This is a genomic window from Methylobacterium sp. Leaf111, from assembly GCF_001423285.1.
Taxonomy (GTDB): domain Bacteria; phylum Pseudomonadota; class Alphaproteobacteria; order Rhizobiales; family Beijerinckiaceae; genus Methylobacterium.
Genome location: NZ_LMNE01000018.1, coordinates 35,232 through 50,368 on the forward strand (window position 1 = coordinate 35,232; position 15,137 = coordinate 50,368).

At 73.3% G+C, this 15,137-nt stretch carries 9 protein-coding genes; 4 read left to right on the plus strand and 5 right to left on the minus strand.

The features are described 5' to 3' along the window. Positions 1 to 13: 13 nt before the first annotated feature. Both mdoH and ASF41_RS12110 read right to left on the minus strand, forming a co-directional pair. Entirely contained in the window at positions 14 to 2,155 is a 2,142-nt protein-coding gene (gene mdoH, locus ASF41_RS12105; RefSeq protein ID WP_280138144.1) for a glucans biosynthesis glucosyltransferase MdoH, read from the minus strand. A gap of 53 nt (positions 2,156 to 2,208) precedes the next feature. Continuing rightward, positions 2,209 to 3,801 carry a glucan biosynthesis protein gene (locus tag ASF41_RS12110; protein WP_056221885.1) on the minus strand — a complete coding sequence of 531 codons (1,593 nt, stop codon included), beginning with the start codon at positions 3,799 to 3,801 and terminating at the stop codon, positions 2,209 to 2,211. Between the two features lie 381 nt (positions 3,802 to 4,182). Between ASF41_RS12110 and glmU the strand changes: the two genes are divergently transcribed. Both glmU and glmS read left to right on the plus strand, forming a co-directional pair. Next, complete coding sequence (gene glmU, locus ASF41_RS12115) at positions 4,183 to 5,562, plus strand: bifunctional UDP-N-acetylglucosamine diphosphorylase/glucosamine-1-phosphate N-acetyltransferase GlmU (RefSeq protein ID WP_244472568.1); 1,380 nt, start codon at positions 4,183 to 4,185, stop codon at positions 5,560 to 5,562. A 303-nt stretch (positions 5,563 to 5,865) separates the two neighbouring features. Beyond that, positions 5,866 to 7,692 carry a glutamine--fructose-6-phosphate transaminase (isomerizing) gene (gene glmS, locus ASF41_RS12120; protein WP_056493519.1) on the plus strand — a complete coding sequence of 609 codons (1,827 nt, stop codon included), beginning with the start codon at positions 5,866 to 5,868 and terminating at the stop codon, positions 7,690 to 7,692. A 129-nt stretch (positions 7,693 to 7,821) separates the two neighbouring features. Here glmS and ASF41_RS12125 read toward each other — a convergent pair whose 3' ends face one another. After that, entirely contained in the window at positions 7,822 to 9,165 is a 1,344-nt protein-coding gene (locus ASF41_RS12125; RefSeq protein WP_056221902.1) for a dicarboxylate/amino acid:cation symporter, read from the minus strand. A gap of 359 nt (positions 9,166 to 9,524) precedes the next feature. On the opposite strand from ASF41_RS12125, the gene ASF41_RS12130 reads away from it, so the two are divergent. Together ASF41_RS12130 and ASF41_RS12135 are read left to right on the plus strand one after the other, a co-directional pair. Then, on the plus strand, positions 9,525 to 11,438 hold the full coding sequence (locus ASF41_RS12130; protein WP_082504311.1) for an ATP-binding protein: 1,914 nt from the start codon (positions 9,525 to 9,527) through the stop codon (positions 11,436 to 11,438). Positions 11,439 to 11,446: 8 nt separating this feature from the next. Further along, on the plus strand, positions 11,447 to 12,793 hold the full coding sequence (locus tag ASF41_RS12135) for a sigma-54 dependent transcriptional regulator (protein WP_056493530.1): 1,347 nt from the start codon (positions 11,447 to 11,449) through the stop codon (positions 12,791 to 12,793). A 48-nt stretch (positions 12,794 to 12,841) separates the two neighbouring features. On the opposite strand, the gene ASF41_RS12140 is transcribed toward ASF41_RS12135, so the two are convergent. Both ASF41_RS12140 and ASF41_RS12145 read right to left on the minus strand, forming a co-directional pair. Further along, a complete protein-coding gene (locus ASF41_RS12140) occupies positions 12,842 to 13,396 on the minus strand; it encodes a PepSY domain-containing protein (RefSeq protein ID WP_056221905.1) in 555 nt (184 codons plus the stop codon). Between the two features lie 96 nt (positions 13,397 to 13,492). Further along, a complete protein-coding gene (locus tag ASF41_RS12145; RefSeq protein WP_056493522.1) occupies positions 13,493 to 15,127 on the minus strand; it encodes a PepSY domain-containing protein in 1,635 nt (544 codons plus the stop codon). Positions 15,128 to 15,137 lie beyond the last annotated feature (10 nt).

A 15,137-nucleotide genomic window follows, 5' to 3' on the forward strand; every position in this document is an offset into this window, starting at 1 on the left:
GGACGGCGCGGGCTCAGGGCGCCAGGCGGGTGAGGCGGTCGAGGAGGGCGCGGTCGTGCAGGAGGGCCATGCGCTCCTTCGGCGTCAGCCAGGCCCGGGCCTCGGCGATGCCCTCCGCCTCCACCACCTTGGCCTGGGCCAGCGCCCGGTCGGGGTCGATGGCCCCGCGCGGGCGGGGGGCGGTCTCGGGCAGCATCGCCGCGTGGGCCGCGGCGAGGTCCGCATCGGCGTGGAGGGCACTGAGCGCATCCGCGTCGTCGAGGCCTGCCTCGGCGTTGCGCCGGCTCAGGGCCCCGGCCTGCACGGCGATGGCGGGGGGGTCACGCTCCTCCGGGGTCATCAGCAGGCCGAGGCGCCGCAGGGCCAGCCCGAGGCCGAGCTGGCCGCTCGCCCAGGAGATGGGAATCGCCAGGACGAGGCCCAGGATGGTGGGCGACATCCACAGGAACAGCGAGGTGGCGATGGCGAAGGCCGCCACCCCCGTGACCAGGCCGAGCGCCATGTGCCAGCGGTGGCGGCGCACGATGTCGGACCAGGGGATCGAGCCGTCGTCGCGCCGCTGCGGGTTCCAGCCGGTGTCGCGCCCGAGCAGGATCTGGAACACCGAGCCCGACTGGATCAGCATCGCGATCGGGGCGATCAGGGCCGAGAGCAGGACCTCGATCAGGCTCGACAGCACGAGGCGGACCGCGCCGCCGCAGGCCCGGCGCACGGGTCCGTCGATCAGCGCGAGGCCCAGTCCCAGAAACTTCGGCGCCAGCAGGATGCCCATGGTCAGGCCGAAGAGCTGGAGCGCGCGCACGGGATCGAAGCGCGGCCAGACCGGGTAGAGGCCGAACTCGGAGGTGAAGTATTCCGGCCGCACATAGGCGGTCTGGAGCACCAGGGCGATACCGACCACGAGCTGGGCCAGCCACAGGGGCGAGGCGACGTAGCCGGCGATGCCGGTGGCGAAGTGCTGGCGGGAGGCGAGGGCCAGCCCCGCCGTGCCGATGATGCGGCTGTGCTGGAGGTTCCCTTGCGCCCAGCGCCGGTCGCGCACCGCCACGTCGATGAGCGAGGGTGGGCTCTCCTCGTAGGAGCCGGGCAGCGCCGGCAGCATGGTCACGCTCCAGCCGGCCCGCCGGATCAGGGCCGCCTCCACGAAGTCGTGGCTGAGCACGTGCCCGCCGAAGGGCGGCTTGCCCTTCAGGTCGGGCAGGCCGCAGGCCGCCGCGAAGGCGCGGGTGCGGATGATGGCGTTGTGGCCCCAGTAGTTGCCGTCGCGGCCCGACCAGACGGAGAGGCCCGTGGCGATCACCGGCCCGTAGATCCGCGCGGCGAATTGCTGGACCCGGGCGAACAGGGTGTTGCGGTTGATGATGAGCGGCAGCGACTGGATGATGCCGGCATCCGGGTCCGCCTCCATGGCGGCGGCCAGATGCACCACGCAGGAGCCGGTCATCAGGCTGTCGGCGTCGAGGACCAGCATGTGGGCGTAGGCGCCCCCCCAGCGGGAGACGAAGTCACCGATGTTGCCGGCCTTGCGGTGGTGGTTCTTGGCGCGATGGCGGTAGTACAGCCGCGCCCGTGCGCCGCCCCAGCGGGCCCGGAGCTCGAGGAAGGCGCGCTCCTCGGCGATCCAGGCGTCGCCCTGGGTCGAATCCGACAGGACGAAGTAGTCGAAGGCCTCGCCCAGGCCCGTGGCGTCGATCTCGGCGCGCATCGCCTCGATGGCCGCGAAGGTGCGCGCGGTGGCCTCGTTGTAGACCGGCATCACCACCGCGGTGCGGGTGGCCAGACGCGCCGGCAGGGCCGGGGTCGTTCCGCGGCGCAGAAGGACGAGGAAGCCCAGGATCGCGCCGGTGAAGGCCAGCGCGATCCAGGAGAAGTTCAGGGTGAAGAGGGCGAGCAGCACGTATTGCAGCGCCGTGGTGCCGCCCGAGACCGCCACCACCTCGTACATCTGCATCGCGCCGTAGGCGGTGAGCAGCGCCGCCCCGCCGAAGACGAAGGCGCGGGCGAGCCAGGGCTGGGCGTGGCGCGCGGCCGGGCGGTGGCCGTCGGCCGGGTCCCAATGCTCCAGGTCCTGCACGGGCATCGGCAGCGGCGCCTCGGGGGGCATCGCGGCGGCGAAGGGCCGGGGGGCCGGACGGGCCGGGGCGGCCGGATCCACGGGACGGGCCGCGGCGGCCGGAGCCGCCGCGTCGGGGGAGAGGGGGGATGCGGTCACGGGGTCCAACGGTAGAGCCAGGTTTCGGTGAGGGGGATGCCGCCGCGCTGCAGGTTGAGCCGCAGCTCGCAGGACTTCTCGCCCTTCGGGTCGAGCTCGAAGGCCACCCGCAGGGTGTCGCGCTCGGGGTAGCGGTAGAGGGTGCTCGACGGGATCGCCCCGGAGGCCGCGCCGAGCTGGGTCTGGAGGTCCCCGGGGGCGGCGATGCCCGCGCCGGTGAAGTCCACCAGGAACAGGCGGCGGTTGTCGCCGCCGCGCCCGCTGCGCGTGCCCGAGACCAGGGCGACCTTCGGCGGCTCGGGGGGCTGCCAGCACCAGTGCTGGCGGTAGCTGAAGGGCATCTCGGCCCCGGCCGCCAGGGTCGCCTTGGGGCGCCAATAGGCGAGCACGTTCTCGTTGAACTCGGAATCGCTCGGGATCTCCAGCAGGGTCACCGCCCCCGGGCCCCAGGCGCCGAGGGGCTCGAGCCAGAGGGAGGGGCGCCATTCCCAGTGCTGCACGTCGTCCTGGAAGGCGGCGTAGTCCCGCGCCCGCTGCATCAGGCCGAAGCCCTTCGGGTTCTCGTCGAGGAAGGAGGAGATCTGCAGGGTCTGGGGATTGCGCACCGGGCGCCAGATCGCCTCGCCGGCGCCGGTGCGGATCTGCAGGCCGCCGCTGGCGGAGGCGCCCGCGCGGGCGTCGTCCGCCCCGCGCCGGTCGTGGGGGCCGAACAGGTAGCTCGTGGTCATGCCGCCGAGGCCCAGATGGTCGATGGCCGCGCGGGCGAAGACCGTGCCCTCGACGTCGCAGAGGGAGGCGTCGCCGGGGCGCAGGCTCATGCGCAGGGCCGCCGCGGCGGAGGGCGAATCCACCAGGGCGTGCAGGACGAGGGGGCCGCCGGGGCCGGGCCGCTCGATCCAGATCGCGCGGAATTCGGGGAATTCCTCGCCCTTCGCGTCGGCCGGGCGCAGGGTCAGGGCCCGGGCCGTGACGCCGAAGCCCTGGCCGGTGGCCAGGAGGCGGAAGAACGACGCCCCCTGGACCATCGCGAAGTCGCTGAGCTCCCCGCCGCGGAAGCGGGCGCGGATGCGGAAGCCCGAATAGCCGGGGTCGTCCTTGAAGGCCGGGAGGGCGACGCCCTCCGTCTCGAACCGGGCCGGATCGTAGGGCAGGGCGCGCACGGTGCCCTCCTCCACCAGGGCCAGCGCCACGCGGGAGCGGAAGACCGAGCCGCGATGCAGGGGCTCCAGGGTGAAGCCCAAGCCCGCCTCGGCCCAGACCGCGCTGCCGGGCCGGGTGCGGATGGCGGCGTACTGCTCGCGGTTGAGGCCCGTCAGGGCGTCCGGCAGGTCGTCGATGCGGGGGGCCGCGTAGGGGCGCCTGGCCAGGGCCCGGGCGAGATCGGTGACGAGGCCCGGCTGGAACGGCGTGCCGTCGGCGGGCAGGGCGGGGGCCTCGTCGGCGGCGGCGGCCCCCGGCAGGGCCGCGAGACCGCCGGCAAGCGTCGCGAGGCCGGCCTGCCGGAGAACGGTGCGGCGGCTCGGGCCGGTGCAGCGGGTCGGGCCGCTGGCGGACGGGGCGTCGAGGAAATCCGGGTTCGGCGGCGTCATCAGGTCCGTGGGGTCGGCGGGGGCGCGCGGAGAAAGGCGAGGGCGTCGATGTGGGGGGCTCGCGGAGGTCGAGCGTCGGTCGTGTCTACCATGCCGGGCCCTGAACCGGGGGTTAAGCCCTCCCGAACCGCGCCGGTCAACGCCGAAGGGCGCGTTTCCGTTCGGTCCGGGCCGGGCCAAAGCTTGCCCGACAGGTCCTGTGACCCGACCGATACTGCCGGAGACCCTGCACGAGGTCCGGACCGATGAAGCCCATGCCGTTCGAGCCCGGACTTGAAACAGCCCCATCGGCGCTTTAGCCCGCGCAAGAGCACCCGCAAGAGCACCAGCTTGACCCGGGCACCAGCTTGACCCGCGGCGGAACCCTCGATGACGGATCAGATGACCAGGAACGCAGACCGCAGCCTCACCGCCATCGTGCTCGCCGCCGGCAAGGGCACGCGGATGCGCTCGGACCTGCCGAAGGTGCTGCACCGGGTCGCCGGCCGGACCCTGCTCGGGCACGTGCTGGCCGCCGCGCAGGGGGCCGGGGCGACCCGCATCGCCGTGGTGGCGGAGCCGGGCCAGGACGCGGTCGCCCGCGAGATCGCCGCCCTGGCGCCCGGCGCGGCGGTCTACCCCCAGGCCGAGCGCCTCGGCACCGCGCACGCGGTGCTGGCCGCCCGCGCCGCCCTGGAGGCGGGCGACGACGACGTGGTGATCGCCTTCGGCGACACGCCGCTGATCACCGCCGACACCCTCGCGCGCCTGCGCGCGCCCCTGGCGCAGGGCGCGGCCGTGGCGGTGCTGGCCTTCGAGAGCCCGAATCCCACCGGCTACGGCCGGGTGCTGACGGAGGGGGACCGCGTCCTGGCGATCCGCGAGGAGAAGGACGCGAGCGCGGCCGAGCGCGCCGTCACCCTGTGCAATGCCGGCCTGATGGCCCTGTCGGGCCCCCATGCGCTGCCCCTCCTCACCCGCATCGGCAACGCCAACGCGGCGGGCGAATACTACCTGCCCGACGCCGTCGCCCTGGCGGTGGCGGACGGCCTGCCCGTCGCGGTGGTGCCGGTGTCGGAGGCCGAGGCGCAGGGGGTCAACGACCGGATCCAGCTCTCCGTGGCCGAGGCCGAGATCCAGGGGCGCCTGCGCCGGGCGGCCATGGCGGCGGGGGCGACCCTGATCGCGCCGGAGACGGTTTTCTTCAGCATCGACACGGTGTTGGGACGGGACGTTGTGGTGGAACCTCACGTGGTGTTCGGGCCTCATGTGACGGTGGGCGAGGCCTGCGTGGTGCACAGCTTCTCGCATCTGGAGGGCGCCACGCTTGAGTCCGGCGTCCAGATCGGCCCCTATGCCCGCCTGCGCCCGGGGGCGGTGCTGGAGACCGGCGCCCGCATCGGCAACTTCGTCGAGGTGAAGAACGCCCGGATGGGCGCCGGCGCCAAGGCGAACCACCTGACCTACGTGGGCGACGCCGAGGTCGGGGCGGGGGCCAATCTCGGAGCCGGCACCATCACCTGCAACTACGACGGGGTGAACAAGCACCGGACGCAGATCGGGGCGGGGGCGTTCATCGGCTCGAACACCGCCCTGGTGGCGCCCGTCCGCGTCGGCGCGGGCGCCATCGTGGGCGCCGGCTCAGTGATCGCCGGGGACGTGCCGGACGACGCCCTGGCGGTGTCGCGCGGTCGCCAGCGCAACCTGGCCGGCTGGGCGCCGGGCAAGCGCGCGGCCCTGCAGGCGGAGAAGGCGGCGCGGGCCACGAAACCGAAGCCGTGAGGCCGACGCGGGCGTGTGCTGAAAGCCCGCGTTCAGGATTGTCGGCGCAGGCTCCGGGGCGGGCTTGGCTGGCCGAAGCGGGCTTGGCTGGCCGAAGCGGGCTTGGCTGGCCGAAGCGGGCTTGGCTGGCCGAAGCGGGCTTGGCTGGCCGAAGCGGGCTTGGCCGGCTCCGAAGCAGGCTTGGCGGCCGCCGGGTCACGCGGCTGGCGCGCCCCTGTCCCGATCCGGTACAAGCCCGGACGCATGCGACCGCGTCCGGGCCTCGCGCCGGGCATCTGAGAAACACCTGAGAGACCCAGACCCATGTGCGGAATCGTTGGCATCGTCGGACGGGACGCCGTGGCCGGGCAGCTGGTGGAAGCCCTGCGCCGGCTCGAATATCGCGGCTACGACTCGGCCGGCATCGCCACCCTGACGGAGGGGCACCTGGAGCGCCGGCGCGCCGAGGGCAAGCTCGCCAACCTGGAGATGCGCCTGCGCGACGCGCCGCTCGGCGGCAGCCTCGGCATCGGCCACACCCGCTGGGCCACCCACGGGCGGCCCAACGAGACCAACGCCCATCCGCACGCCACGACGCGCGTCGCCGTCGTGCACAACGGCATCATCGAGAATTTTCGCGCGCTGAAGGCCGAGCTGCAGGGCCAGGGCGTGCGCTTCGAGAGCGAGACCGACACCGAGGTGGTGGCCCAGCTCGTCAGCCACGCGATGGAGGGGGGCCTGGGGCCGGTCGAGGCGGTGGCGGCCTGCCTGCCGCGCCTGCACGGGGCCTTCGCCCTGGGCTTCATCTTCACCGGACACGACGACCTCCTCATCGGCGCCCGCCACGGGGCGCCGCTGGCCATCGGGTTCGGCGAGGGCGAGACCTATCTCGGCTCGGACGCCCTGGCGCTGGCGCCCTTCACCCAGGAGATCACCTATCTCGACGAGGGCGACTGGGCGATCCTGTCGCGCGCGGGCGCCGAGATCTGCGACCCGGACGGACGGCCCGTCACCCGCGAGCGCCAGCGCATCGTCGCCCAGGCCTATCGGGTGGAGAAGGGCAACCACCGCCACTTCATGGCCAAGGAGATCCACGAGCAGCCCGAGGTGGTGGGCCGGACGCTGGCCCATTACGTCGACCTCGCCAACGGCCGCGTGGCCCTGCCCGAACCCCTGCCCTTCGACTTCGCCGCGCTCTCGCGGATCTCGATCACCGCCTGCGGCACCGCCTACTATGCCGGCCTCGTGGCCAAGTACTGGTTCGAGAGCCTGGCGCGCCTGCCCGTCGAGATCGACGTCGCCTCGGAGGCGCGCTACCGCGAGCCGCCGCTGGACCGGGACGGGCTCACCCTCGTGATCTCGCAATCGGGCGAGACCGCCGACACCCTGGCGTCGCTCCGCTACGCCAAGAGCCAGGGCCAGCACACCCTGGCGGTGGTCAACGTGCCGACCTCCACCATCGCCCGGGAGGCCTCCGCCACCGTGCCGACCCTAGCCGGGCCGGAGATCGGCGTCGCCTCCACCAAGGCGTTCTCGTGCCAGCTCACCGTGCTGCTGTGCCTCGCCATCGCGGCGGGCCGGGCCCGCGGCGCCCTGAGCGCCGAGGCGGAGCGCCGCCTCGTCGACGCGCTGATCACCGTGCCGGGCCTGATGGCCGACGCGACCAAGCTGGAGGGCGAAATCGAGCTGCTGGCCCGCGAGGTCGCCAAGGCCCGCGACGTGCTCTACCTGGGGCGCGGCACCAGCTACCCGATGGCGCTGGAAGGCGCCCTGAAGCTCAAGGAAATCAGCTACATCCACGCGGAAGGTTATGCGGCGGGTGAACTCAAGCACGGCCCCATCGCCCTCATCGACGAGAGCGTGCCGGTGATCGTGATCGCGCCCCACGACGCGATCTTCGAGAAGACGGTGTCGAACATGCAGGAGGTGGCCGCCCGCGGCGGGCGCATCATCCTGATCGGCGACGCCAAGGGCGCGGCCGCGGCCGGCCTCGACACCATGGCCACCGTGACGATGCCCGACCTCGACCCGGTGGTGGCCCCCATCGTCTACGCGGTGCCGATCCAGCTCATCGCCTACCACACCGCCGTCTTCATGGGCAAAGACGTCGACCAGCCGCGCAACCTCGCCAAATCCGTCACGGTGGAATAGGGCGCCCGCCCGCTTCCGGACGTGGAACAAGGGGGCTGGAAGTGGAAAGGGGGCGCGGACCAGTCGGTCCGCGCCCCCTTTCTTTCATTCGTGGGGACCGGGCGCGGCGCGCCCGGTCCCGTCTCGCCTTCACTCGGCCGGCTGCAGGGCCGGGAGCTCCGAGTCGAGGGGCATCGGGTTGCCGCCGAGCGCCGCCGCGAGCTTGACGTCGTCGACCTCGCCCTCCCAGCGGGCGACCACGATGCAGGCCACCGCGTTGCCGATGAAGTTGGTGAGCGCGCGGCACTCGGACATGAAGCGGTCGACGCCGAGGATCAGCGCCATGCCGACGACCGGCACCGAGGGCACCACCGCGAGGGTCGCCGCCAGGGTGATGAACCCCGAGCCGGTGACGCCGGCCGCGCCCTTGGAGGACAGCATCGCCACGAGGAGCAGGAGGCCCTGCTCGCCGTAGGTGAGGGGCGTGTCCGTGGCCTGCGCGATGAACAGCGCCGCCATCGTCATGTAGATGTTGGTGCCGTCGAGGTTGAACGAGTAGCCGGTGGGGACCACGAGGCCGACCACGGGCTTCGAGCAGCCGGCGCGCTCCATCTTCTCGAGGAGCGAGGGCAGGGCGGACTCGGAGGACGAGGTGCCGAGCACCAGCATCAGCTCTTCCTTGATGTAGCGGATGAGCTTGAGGATCGAGAAGCCGTTGTAGCGGGCGACGAGGCCCAGCACGCCGAGGACGAAGATCGCCGAGGTCAGGTAGAAGGCGCCGACCAGGTAGGCGAGGTTGGCGAGCGAGGCGATGCCGTACTTGCCGATGGTGAAGGCCATGGCGCCGAAGGCGCCGATGGGGGCGACCTTCATGATGATGTTGACGACGCCGAAGATGGCTTCCGACAGCACCTTGATGATGTCGAGGACCGGCTTGCCGCGGTCGCCCAGGAAGGCGAGCCCGAAGCCGAACAGCACCGAGAAGAACAGCACCTGGAGGATCTCGCCGCCCGAGAACGCCCCCACCGCCGTGGTCGGGATGATGTTCATCAGGAAGTCGGTGATCGTCTGCGTCTTGGCCTTGTCGGCGTACATCGCGATCGACTTCGGATCGAGCGACTTCGGATCGATGTGCATGCCCGCGCCCGGCTGGACGAGGTTCGCCACGATCAGGCCGACGATCAGCGCCAGGGTCGAGAAGGTGATGAAGTAGATCAGCGCCTTGCCGCCGACGCGGCCGACCTTCTCCAGGTTGGTCATGCCGGCGATGCCGGACACCACGGTGAGGAAGATCACCGGCGCGATGATCATCTTGACGAGCTTGATGAAGGCGTCGCCGAGCGGCTTCATGTCCGCGCCGACCTGCGGGTAGAAGTGACCGAGGGCGATGCCGATCGCCACGGCGACGAGCACCTGGAAATACAGGGTCCGGTAGATCGGCTTGGGCTGGGGCGGCGCGTGGGGCGCGGTGAGGGGCGATGGTACAGCGGCCATGATGGCGTTCTCCCGGTGGGTCTCTCGAACGATGCCGGCGCGGCTCGGGGACGGCGTCCCGCGTCCGCGCTCTCTTGCTCTTGCGCCGAGGGGTCCGGCCTCCCCCGGCCGCGCCCCGGAGGGGTGCGGCGGCGGGGACGGCGGCCCTGCGGCGGACAGTCCTGCGGTCGACGCAGGGCTGCATTACCCCTCCGGAATGGCAACCGGCATGCCAGGGCGAGCGCCGGCGAAACGTTTCGTTAAGCCCCTGAAATCGGGATCGTTTTCACGATGAGTCCGCGGCGCGCGCAGGATCGCGTTGCGAAAACCCGGACGCGGCGGCGAAATCCTTTCCGGGAAATCGCAGGGGTCCGACCGGCATGAGGCCCCGCGCCCAGCCGGCCCGATCCCGGCCGGAGGAGGGGCCCGGCGCGCCCCGGGCCCCCGCGTCGCAGGGGCCGAGCCGGCGGAGCCTCGTCCTGCTGGCGAGCGTCGCCGCGATCCTGCTCGCGGCCTGGCTCGCCGGGGGGATCGCCGAGCGCTGGGCCCTGGCCGATTTGCGCCGCACGGCCGCGGCGACGCTGGGGCTGCAGGTCGGCGTCCTGGCGGCCGAGATGCAGAAGCAGACCTCCCTGCCCCTGGCCCTGGCGGCGGATCCGGAGATCGCCGCCGCCGCGCAGGCCGCGCCCCCGGCGGACCTGATCGACCGCGTGAACCGGCGCCTCGCAGAGGTCGCCGCCGCGACGGACTCGGCGGTGATCTACGTCATCCGGCCGGACGGCGTCACGGCCGCGGCCAGCAATGCGGGGAGCCGGGGCAGCTTCCTCGGCCGGGACTACGCCTTCCGGCCCTATTTCCGGCAGGCGATGCAGGAGGGGTCCGGCTCGCAGTTCGCCCTCGGCACCGTGAGCGGCCGCGCCGGCCTCTACCTGTCCCGGCGGATCGGCGCCGCCGGCGGCGTCGTGGTGGTCAAGATCGAGTTCAACGGCGTCGAGGCGGCCTGGCGCGCGGCGGGGGACGGGGTGTTCGTCGCGGATGCGCGCGGCATCGTCCTCGTGGCGAGCGAGCCGGCCTGGCGCTTCACCACCCTGCGCCGGATCGACGAGGCCGAGCGGCGGCGCATCCGCGAGGCCCTGGAATTCGGCGACGCGCCCCTCGACGACATGCCGCTCTATCCCGTCGCCGGCACGGAGGATCTCGTGCGCGTCGGCCAGGGCGCGCGCCCGGCCTGGGCCGCCCTGCGCCTGGACGCCCCGATCCCCGGCACCGCCTGGCGGCTCACCGCCCTGACGCCCCTGGGCCGCACCGTGGAGCGCGAGCGGGTCCAGGCCTGGATCATCGCCGCCCTGGTCACGGGCCTCGCCTGCCTCGGCCTCACCGCGCTGGCGGGCCGGGGCCGGCGCAACCGCGCGCGCCTCGCCCGCGCCTCGGCCCAGCGGGACGCCCTCGAGACCCGCGTCCGGGAGCGGACCCTGGAGCTCACCGACGCCAACCGGATGCTGCGCCTCGAGATCGAGGAGCGGCAGCGGGCGGAGGCCGAGCGCGAGCGCCTGGGGCGCGAGCTCGCCCAGGCGGGGCGCCTGGCCGCCCTCGGGCAGTTCGCCGCCAGCATGGCCCACGAGATCAACCAGCCGCTGGCCGCCATCCGCTCCTACGCCGACAACGCCGCCATCCTGGTCCGGCGCGGCCGGACGGAGGAGGCGGCCGAGAACGCCTTCGCCATCGGGCGCCTCACCGACCGCATCGGCGGCCTCACCCGCCAGCTCAAGGGCTTCGCCCGGCGCTCCTCCGCCAGGCGGGAGCCCGTGGCCCTGTCCGAGATCCTGCACAACAGCCTGGAGCTGGTGGAGGCCCGCGCCTCGGCCGCCCGCATCCCCCTGGTGGTGGAAGGCGCGCGCCCCGGCCTGCGGGTGCTCGGCGACGGGCCGCGCCTCGAACAGGTCGTGGTGAACCTGCTCCAGAACGCCCTCGATGCCGTCCAGGGCCGGACCGACCCGCGCGTCGGCGTGCAGGTCGCCGAGGAGGCGCCGGACCGCGTGGTGGTCGCGGTCCGCGACAACGGGCCCGGCATCCCCGAGGCGGTGCGAGCGCAGATCTTCGACGCCTTCTTCACCACCAAGTCGGACGGGCTCGGGCTCGGGCTCGCCATCGCCCGCGGAATCGTCGAGGATTGCGGCGGCAGCCTCACCGTCCAGGGCGATCCGGCGGGCGGCACGATCTTCCGCATGGCCCTGGTGAAGGCCGCGGCACAGGGGGGGACCGGGGTGGTCGGACCGGCGGAGGCGACGACGTGAGCGAGACCATGGCGGGGGCGGCCTCGGCGGAGCGGGTCGTCTTCATCGACGACGAGGCGGAGGTCTGCCGGGCCAACCGCCAGAGCCTGGAGCTCGACGGGTTCACGGTGGAGACCTTCGGGGCCGCCGGGCCGGCCCTGACCGCGATCCTGGCCGATCCCCCCGGCCTCGTCATCACCGACGTGCGCCTGCCCGACCTCGACGGGGTCGCGCTGTTCGCCCGCCTGCGCGCCCTCGACCCGGAGCTGCCCGTCATCCTGATCACCGGCCACGGCGACATCCGCATGGCGGTGGGGGCGATGCGCGACGGCGCCTACGACTTCCTGGCCAAGCCCTACCCGGCCGAGGCGCTGCTGGCCTCGGCCCGGCGCGCCCTGGAGCGCCGCCGCCTGGTCCTGGAGAACCGCCAGCTGCGGGCGCGCCTCGACGCCGCCCTGGAGGAGGATCCGGCCTTCCTCGGGGTCTCGCCCGGCATCGTGCGCCTGCGCCAGCTCGTGCGCGAGGTGGCCCAGGCCGACGTCGACGTCCTCGTGTTCGGCGAGACCGGCGCCGGCAAGGAGGTGGTGGCGAGCGCCCTGCACCGCTGGGGCCGGCGGGCCAAGCGCAACTTCGTGGCGATGAATTGCGGGGCGCTGCCCGACAGCGTCGCCGAGAGCGAATTGTTCGGCCACGAGGCCGGGGCCTTCACGGGCGCCCTGAAGCGCCGGGTCGGCCGGATCGAGCACGCCCAGGGGGGCACGCTCTTCCTCGACGAGATCGAGAGCATGCCGCTCAACCTGCAGGTGAAGATGCTGCGCGTGCTGCAGGAGCGCCGGGTCGAGCCGCTCGGCGGCAACGAGTCCCTGGCCGTCGACATGCGGGTGGTGGCCGCCACCAAGGTCGATCTCGGCCAGGCCGCGGCCCAGGGCACCTTCCGGGACGACCTCTACCACCGGCTCAACGTGATCACGATCGCGATCCCGCCCCTGCGGGACCGGCGCGAGGACGTGATCCTGCTGTTCCAGGAATTCCTGCGGCGGGCGGCCGCCCGCTTCGGCCGCGCGGTCCCGGCGATCACGGGCCCGGTGCTCGACCACCTGCGCCGGCACGACTGGCCCGGCAACGTGCGCGAACTCGGGCACTTCGCCGAGCGCTACGCCCTGGGGCTCGCCGACCTGGAGCGCCCGGCCCCGGAGGCCGTCACCGCTGGCACCCTCGCGGATCAGGTCGACCGCTTCGAGCGCGGCCTGATCCGCGAGGAGCTGATCATGGCCGGGGGCGACGTCCGGCTGGCGGCGGAGTCCCTGGGGACGCCGCGCAAGACCCTCTACGACAAGATCGCCCGCCACGGGCTCACGCCGACCGACTACCGCTGACGGCCCCGGTCGGGGAGGCCGGCCCTGGGGCCGGCCGCCTGCTTCAGATCAGTCGACGACCTTGCCGTCGGGGCCGACCTTGACCTTCTGCTCGCGGTCGGGGAGCGCCACCTTGATGTCGTACTGCACCGAGGCGCCCTCGCGCTCGACCTCGGCCTCGTAGGCCTTGCCGCCGCCGGCCTTCTGCTCGGCGATCTTCAGAGCGTCCTTGAGCGAGGTGGTGGCCTTCTGGAAATCGGCCGGCTTCAGGCGGGTGAAGTAGCGCTCGATCGGCTGGTTCTCGGTCTTGTACAGGGCGCCGTCATCGGCGTTGATGCCGTACTCCACCAGCTTGCCGTCGGGGTAGACGACCTTGATGCTGTAGTGGTTCGGGTTCTTGCCGTCGGCCTTCTCGAAGTCGGCGTCGATGGCGCGGCCCTTCTCGCCCTGCTGCTCGGCGGTGGTCAGCGCCTGGGCGAGGGTGACCTTGCTGACGGCGGCGCGCTGGTACTCCTTCAGGTCCTTGTCCGTGTTGGCGTCCATCTTGGCGGCGGGGGTCTGGGCCAGCACGAGGCCGGAGCTCAGGGCGAGGAATCCGGCGGCGGCGGCGAGGCGGTACATCATGGCGGGTCGTCCCGTTTCGGGTTCGTTGAAGGACCCTGGAAACGGGCACCGGCCCGTTTGGTTGCCCCGCGTCGATCCGGTTGCCGCCGCCGGACCTCAGCGGGCCGACGGGCCCGTCGGGGCGAGGCCGCCGAGATGCGCGCGGTGCGGCGGGGAGGCGGACGCGGCGGGGGTCGATCCCGCCGCGCCGGACGCGGCGGCCGCCCGGGCCGCCTGCCGCGGCCCGGCGTAGCGGGCGAGCTTGCGCGCCGCGCCGGCGAACAGGCCCGCCAGGGCCAGCAGCGTCGCGTCGAACCAAACGAAGCGCGCCTGCCCGGCGAGGAGCCCGGCCCAGCCGTGATCGACCAGGGCGAGGTCGGCGGCCACCACCGCGAGATAGAGGCCGGCGGTCGCGGTCAGCGCCGCGCCCCAGGCCCGGCGCCCCGGCCCGGCGAGGGCCGCCAGGGTGACGAGGCCCCAGGTGGCGAAGAAGGCGGCGATCTCCCCGTCGCTCCGCCCCGGCAGGCCGAGGGGCAGCAGGCGGTTGGCGAGGAAGTAGGCCGCGATTCCCGCCGGCAGCCCGGCGACGGCGCCGATGTTGAGGGCCTGGACCAGGCGCAGGCCAGGCAAGCCCCGTTCGCCGGCCTTGGGCAGGCGCGCCACCGCCCACAGCACGAGGCCGGTGGCCACCATGGCGGAGCCCATCAGGCCGCAGACGAAGAACAGGATGCGCAGGGCCGGTCCGGCGAAATGCGCCTCGTGCAGGCCGACCAGGGTGGTGAAGGTCCGGGTCGCCGGCTTGAGGCCGCCCTGCCGGACCTCGCGCACCGCGCCGGTCACCCCGTCGAAGGCGACCTGCGGGTGCTCGTGCGAGAGCCCGTGCGGCTCCTCGAACACCGCCGTCACCACGGCGTTCGCGTCCCGCGGATTGGTGATCGCCAGCCGCTCCAGGGGCTCGGGCACCGTCGCCATGGCCGCGCGCACCATCGGGCCGATGGGCGCCAGGGTGCCGGGCTGCCCGGCGGGGGGGCGCGGCGCCGGGATCTGGCCGCTCTCGGCGAAGAAGGTCTGGGCCTCGCCCCTGTAGGCCGTGGTGATGCCCCAGGGCATGTACATCACGCTCAAGGTGACGATGCCCGTGTAGGTGATCATCAGGTGGAAGGGCAGGGCGAGGACGCCGGTGACGTTGTGGGCGTCGAGCCAGCCGCGCTGGGCCGACTTGTCCCGCCGCAGCGTGAAGAAGTCCGCGAAGATGCGCCGGTGCGTGATCACGCCGGAGATCAGCGCGACGAGCATGATCATGGCGCAGAGGCCGACGATCCAGCGGCCCCAGAGGGGCGGCATGTGCAGCTCGAAGTGGAAGCGGTAGAGGAAGTCGCCGCCCTTCGTGTCGCGGATCACCGCCGGCGCCCCCGTCGCCGGGTCGAGGCGGGCCTGCCCCGGCGGGGTGCCCGGCCTCGTCCGCCAGAACAGGTCGACGACCGGGCTGTCGGGGGTCGGCAGGCCGATGAACCAGCTCCGCGCCCCGCCCGCATGGGCGGTGAGGTGGGCGACGCCGAACTCGGCCGCCCGCACCTGGGCGTCGGGGCTGAGCGATTCGACCTGGCGGAGCTCGGGCCGCATCCAGCGCGAGATGTCCGTCCGGTAGTAGCTCGCCGTGCCGGTGACGAAGACCGCCAGCAGGACCCAGCCCACGACGAGGCCGGACCAGGTGTGGAGCCAGGCCATCGCCTGGCGGAAGCTCGTTCCCATGCATCCTCCG